This window comes from Rhizobacter sp., assembly GCA_021153565.1.
In the GTDB taxonomy this organism is placed as follows: Bacteria; Pseudomonadota; Gammaproteobacteria; order Burkholderiales; family Burkholderiaceae_C; genus Albitalea.
In genome coordinates this window covers 1-5827 of record JAJKJU010000008.1, presented here as the reverse complement: position 1 = coordinate 5827, position 5827 = coordinate 1, and the positions used below count along the sequence as shown (strand labels likewise).

Genomic DNA, 5827 nt, shown 5'->3' with positions numbered 1-5827 from the left:
TCAGTGCAACGGGATCTTTAGCCTACCGGCCGCGGCGGTCACGCCGTGCCGTCAGCGGAGACCGGGGCGCCGCGTCCGCCAGACTAAAGACTCTCTGCACTGCACTATGCATAGGACTCAACTAGGCGTAGATCCGCAACGCCCGGCACGGCCGTCCACTGTATCGACCGCCGTGCTCGGGGTCGCGGTCCTTTGCATAGTTACAGGGTCTGCAGGAACTTCATCAAGTCGTCGCTGGCGCGGAAGCGCTTGAGCTTGATGTCTGGCGCCTCGAGTCGGGCCAACGCCTTCTCCTTCATCTCCAGGTTGGCCTCGACGTAGCGGTGAGTCGTGTTCGTGCTCTCGTGGCCGAGCCACAGGGCATTCACGTTGAACGGCACGCCGCTTTGCAGCAGGTGCATGGCGGTCGTGTGCCTCAGGGTGTGTGGCGAGACACGTTTGGTCTTCAGGCTCGGTTGATCTACCGAGGCCCGTTTCACCGCCAGCGCCAGTCGCTGCGCCACGTTGCAGCGGGTCATCGAATGCCCGGATCGATTGGGCAGCAATGCCGCCGATCCACGCAGTTGCGGGTTGGCGTGGAGCCAGACGCGGATCGCCGCCGCACCGTCCAGCACCACATCGACGACGCGCACCCCGACGATCTCCGACACGCGCGCGCCGGTGTTGTACAGCAGGCTCAGCAGCAGATGATCGCGCTGTGACGTCCATTCGGTGCCAGGCTGCCCCAGCACGGCGATCATCTCGGGCCGTGTCAGGTGCCCCAGCAGCGGTCGCTCGAATCGTTTCATCGGCACGGACATCGCGCGCTCGACGGCGTGCAGCGCCGTCACGTCGCGTCGGCCGGCGAACTTCAGGAACGCCCGCAAGGCGGTAAGCCGCAGGTTGCGGCTGCGCACCGAGTTGTGCCGCTCGCGTTCCAGGTGAGCCAGGAACTTCAGGATCAACTCTGGCGTGATGTCCATGAGCTGCATGGCCATCGGCGGCTTACCCAGGTGCTGGGTTGCATACCCGAGGAACAGCGTCATCGAGTCGCGGTAGCAGGCCACTGTTCGTGGGCTGAGCGCGCGCTGCGCGACGAGGTACTCGGTGAAGAACTGCTGCACCAGCGCCGGGAAGCTTGGTGGGGAGCCCTTGCAGTTGGTGCGCGCGTCACCCATGGCTGAGCTCCGGCATACAGGACTCGAAGCGCTGCGCGGCCACCGCCATCAATTCCGGCACCGCCTGCAGGTACCAGTAGGTGTTGGTCACCATCGCGTGCCCGATGTAGGTCGACAACGACAGCATCGCCTCGTCCACATCGATGCCCTGCTGCTGCCACAGCAGGATGCGCCTGACCACGAAGGTGTGCCTCAGGTCATGGATGCGCGGTGCGTGATGCGTGCCACGGTTGACCCAACCCAGTTCGCTGCGCAGCGTGGCGAAGACGTTCTCCACCTGGTGCCCGCTGATCGGCTTGCCGAACAGGCGACCCCGTGTACCAATGAAGAACGGCGCATCGTCGTCACGAGAGGCGCCAGCCACGTCCCGCGTCCAGCGGTACTGGCCCAAGACCTTGGCCGTGCTCGGATGCAGCGGCACTTGGCGCGACTTGGCGAACTTCGTGCGTCGGATCGTCAGCAGGCCGCGCCTGAGGTCCACGTCACCCAGGTTCAGCGACAACGCCTCGGACAGGCGCAGGCCGCAGCTGGCAATCAAGCCGAACAGCGTCTCGTAGACCAGGCCGCGAAGGCCGGGATTGGGACCGAGTTCGCGCGCTGCGGCCAGCAATTGCTGCACTTCCTCTTGGCTGTAGATGTGCGGTGCCTGCCGCTCAGGCAGCCGTCCGAAGATCGTGTCGTCGGGCACTTCGGTGGCCGGCTCGAACTGCTGCATCCATCGCGTGAAGGAGCGCAAGTGCCTGAGCCGTCTGGCCCAGGTTCGGGGATCGATGCTGGCATGGGTGTCCAGGCGTGCCCACTGGGCCATAACCTCCAGGGTCAGGGGTCCGCGGTGGCGCGTACGGCGAACGTACTCGGCCAAGCTGCGCAGGCTGTAGGCGGTCGAACGCAGCTGGAAGCCCAGGGTGCGACGCTCCGTGAGGTAGCGCTCCACGAGCGCTGTCAGGCCGATCGTCATGACAGCCTCCCGGTGGTTGTAGCGACGGGCTTCCCGGGCTAAGGCAGGGCCACTTCGACGAGGCGGCCGCTGTCGAGCTTGGCGTAGAATCAGCGTCGTGTTCAGCGAGCGGTGCCGCAGCACGTCAGCCACCTCCTTGAGCGAGGAGCCGCCGGCCAGCAGACGGCTGGCCATCGTGTGACGCAGCAGGTGCGAGCGCGTGTGCGGCAGCCCGGCGCGCGCATAGGCCTGGCGGATGGTGCTTGCGCACGAGGTCCGGCCCGATCGGCTGTTCCCGCGGCGTCATGTGCCGGGCGAAGACCATCCGGTGCTGGGTCTTGGGTCGTTCGTTGCGCAGGTACGCGGCCATGGCTTGGCCAGTTGCCTCGGGCAAGGGCATCACATCTTCACGCCGGCCCTTGGTGCGGCGTAGCGTGATCGTGCCGGCATCCCAGTCGATGTCGTCCAGGTTCAAGCGTGCGACCTCGCCACTTCGCAAGCCCAGATCGAGCGCGCAGCGCACCATGGCATCCGCGCGCAGCATCGACGGGCCGCTCTGGCCGAGGGCGGCTTCGAGTTGCTCGACCTCTGCCGGCTCCAGCGACTTGGGCAGCGATGCCAGCTGCCAGTTCGCCGGATATGCCAGGGCGCCAACCAGTGCATGAGTACGGTTCCCCACAGACGCGCGCCAGCGGAAGTAGCCGCGCAGGGACGAGACCACGACGCCCAGGCTCGATGGCGTCTTGTAGTTCTTGGCCTGTGCGGCGAAGAAGCGGCGCACGTGCTCCGGCGTGATGACCTCGAACCGAATGGCGTCGTCGCCGAAGTGCCTGCGCAGCAACGCTTCGACTAGGCGCAGCGCGCCCTCGCGGGTCTTCGGGGCAAGCCCTCGCACTTGCTCCATGTACTGATCGTAGCGGCGCAGTTCCTGGCCCACCGCTGTCGTGTCCACCGGCTTGGCATTCCACGCCGTCGACCTCGAGTGCCAATGAAGAAGGGGGCGTCATCCGTCGCAGGCTCACCCGCCAAGTCGCGCATGCTCCGATACCGACGCAGCGCGTCAACGGTGTTCGGGTGTACAGGCACTTGGCGTGACTTGCCGAACTTGCTCTGGTGAATGCTCAGCATTCCAGCCTTGAGATCGACATCCGAATTGCGCAGAAAGAGTGCCTCGGAGATACGAAGTCCCGTGCAGGCGATGAGGCCGAAAAGCGTCTCATAGATCACACCGCGCATGCCCCGCGCCGGCTGGAGCCGTCGCGCGGCGGCCAGCAGATCGACGATCTCATGCTCGCTGTAGATGTGCGGAGCCAGCCGCTCGTGCAGACCGCCGAAGATCGCGTTGGTGGGGACCTCCGTGCGTGGTTCGAACTGCTGCAGCCAGCGGGTGAACGAACGCAGATGCTTAAGCCGGCGCGCCCAGGTGTGGGATCACGGCTCCCATGGCTGTCGCGCCGAGCCCATTCGGCCATGACCTCGGTGGTCAGTGAACCGCGTAGGCCACTGGCGTGCACGTGACGCGCAAAACTGCGCAGCGAACAGGATGATGTCCGATCGAGAAAGCCGAGACGGTGACGCTCAACAAGATAGCGTTCGACCATCTTCGGCAGGGATGCGGGCGCGCTCATGATCCGCTCCCCGGCCACGGCAGCGCGACCTCCACGAGGTGGCGGCTGTCGAGCTTGGCGTAGATCATCGTGGTGTTCAATGAGCGATGGCGAAGCATGTCCGCCACCTCCTTGAGCGAAGAGCCGCTGGCCAAGAGCCGGTTGGCCATCGTGTGGCGCAAGAGGTGCGAACGTGTGTAAGGCAGTCCCGCACGGCCAAATGCCTGGCGGATGGCTTTGCGCACGAGGTCAGGGCCGATGGGTTCGTCGCGGGGTGCAACGTTGCGCACGAAGACGGCACGATTGGATGTCTTGGGACGCTCGTCCTTCAGGTAGGCTGCGATGGCCTCGCCAGTGGCCGCAGGCAGGGGCAAAACATCCTGCCGCAGGCCCTTGGTGTGGCGCAGCGTGATGGTGCCAGCGCGCCAGTCGATGTCATCAAGACGGAGCCGGGCGACCTCACAGCTGCGAAGGCCCAGATCTAGGGCGCAGCGTACGATGGCATCAGCGCGCCGCATGGCACGGCCGGGTTGGCCCATCGCGCCGACCAGCCGCGCAATCTCGTCGGTAGTCAGTGTCTTGGGCAGCGAGGATAGCTTCCAGTTGGCGGGGTAGGACACCGCGCCGATCAACCGGTGTACGAGGTCGCCAAGCGAGGCGCGATAGCGAAAGTAGCCGCGCAGCGACGTCACCACCAATGAGGCGCTCGCGGGCGTCTTGTAGAGCTCGGCTTGTTGCGCAAAGAAGCGCCTGACAATCGCGGGCTCGATCTCGGCGATGTTGACGGGTCCGTCGCCGAAGCGGGCAACCAGCAAGCGTCTGATGATGAGCAACGCTGCACTCCGCGTCTTGGTCATCAGGCCCCGCACATTGGCCATGTATTCGTCGTAGCGGACCAACTCTTCGTACACCGGCGTCCTGCCGATGGTGGGTGCGGCTATGGCGCCTCGCGCACGGAGCACGACGAGCAGATGACCCAGTGCCGCACTGTGATCACCCCTGTCGTGGCGTGTGAGTCCCGTGCAACAGCAACGTGGCAGGTGATCATCAAGGAACTGCACGACGGAGGCTTCGCCGATCTGATTGATCCGAAGACGCCTGCTGCGCGCCCAACGGGCGAAATGCGCGACGGCCCCCAAGTAGCTGGCGGCCGTGGTCGCCGCATACCGGCGATCGGTCAGGTACTGCTTGAGCGCGTCGACGTAAGGTCCGATTGGCCCGTCAACAAGGTGGTCGTTGCAGGGTCGGCGAGAACGATGAACGGTGCCCATGGCGATCTCCAAGAGTGGGATCGCAAGTTCACTCGCAAACAAAAAACTATGTTCAGATCTTGGACAACAGGTGTCGCGTCGAGCCTCAAACCGCCTACGCCAACACTGCCTTCGTCTGGTCATCTGCGCATAGCTGCGCCCTGAGCATAGAGACTGTCATGCATAGATTTGCATGACAGTCTTCTGCTGTCGTTCAGCTGGCCGGTGCGAACGACAGCAATTGGCCGTCAAGAACCTCCGCGAACGGCAGCTTCACCGCCAGTCAGCTACGGAGACCGCGGGCGAGCGCTCGGCGTTCCGCGCATAAGGTCCCCTTCCTTACGGACCGAACAGGCTCAGGTTCAGCGCCGCCCGAACAGCCGGGCATCCCACCGGTTTCGGGCTCCCCCAGCAGGCCCCAGCAGGGCCGTTCGCCGCTCGTGAGACTCGTGAATCCACCAGCGAGGCGCCGATGGGCTGAACAGATCGAACCGTCTGTCGGAGATGCGCCGGGCCTGCCAGTCTTGCGACGGTCCCGGCCCCTATTGGCTCGACGCGCATCGCGCACAGCCCGGTCACATCGGGCGGTGCAACTGGCGCGCTGCGGCCGGCGCAATTGGCGCTTGGCGGTGCAATTCGGTGCAACTGCTTTTGGCGATTCGGAAATTCACGTTTCACATCAACCTTTTAGATTGGGTATCCGTCCAATCCATCATCGGTGCGACCGACAGGCGCCACGGACTCATCACATCGCTAAGTTGTTGATTTTCCGAAATTTCCATCTTCAGGGCATTTTCGAGGGTCAGGTGCAACTAAAAGTGCAACCGCCTGCCGAGTTGCACCAATCTCCGGTGCTCAGTTGCACCATCCCATTTG

The 5827-nt window shown here is 64.5% G+C and carries 4 protein-coding genes and 2 pseudogenes; all 6 read right to left on the bottom strand.

What is annotated here, in order from left to right; all coding sequences use genetic code 11:
• Positions 1-200: 200 nt before the first annotated feature.
• Positions 201-1157 carry a tyrosine-type recombinase/integrase gene (locus tag AC30NL_RS00830; protein ID WP_489462117.1) on the bottom strand — a complete coding sequence of 319 codons (957 nt, stop codon included), beginning with the start codon at positions 1155-1157 and terminating at the stop codon, positions 201-203.
• Positions 1150-2115 (bottom strand): tyrosine-type recombinase/integrase, encoded by a 966-nt coding sequence (locus tag AC30NL_RS00825; RefSeq protein WP_489462116.1) that lies wholly within the window; start codon positions 2113-2115, stop codon positions 1150-1152. Before AC30NL_RS00825 ends, AC30NL_RS00830 begins: the two co-directional genes overlap by 8 nt.
• 147 nt (positions 2116-2262) lie before the next feature.
• A pseudogene (locus AC30NL_RS00820) lies at positions 2263-2325 on the bottom strand (hypothetical protein); the annotation flags it as partial.
• A 112-nt stretch (positions 2326-2437) separates the two neighbouring features.
• A pseudogene (locus AC30NL_RS00815) lies at positions 2438-2998 on the bottom strand (tyrosine-type recombinase/integrase); the annotation flags it as partial.
• A complete protein-coding gene (locus tag AC30NL_RS00810; protein ID WP_489462115.1) occupies positions 2944-3330 on the bottom strand; it encodes a tyrosine-type recombinase/integrase in 387 nt (128 codons plus the stop codon). The gene AC30NL_RS00810 and the pseudogene AC30NL_RS00815, both read right to left, overlap by 55 nt.
• A gap of 388 nt (positions 3331-3718) precedes the next feature.
• Positions 3719-4972 (bottom strand): tyrosine-type recombinase/integrase, encoded by a 1254-nt coding sequence (locus AC30NL_RS00805; RefSeq protein WP_489462114.1) that lies wholly within the window; start codon positions 4970-4972, stop codon positions 3719-3721.
• Between the last annotated feature and the right edge of the window lie 855 nt (positions 4973-5827).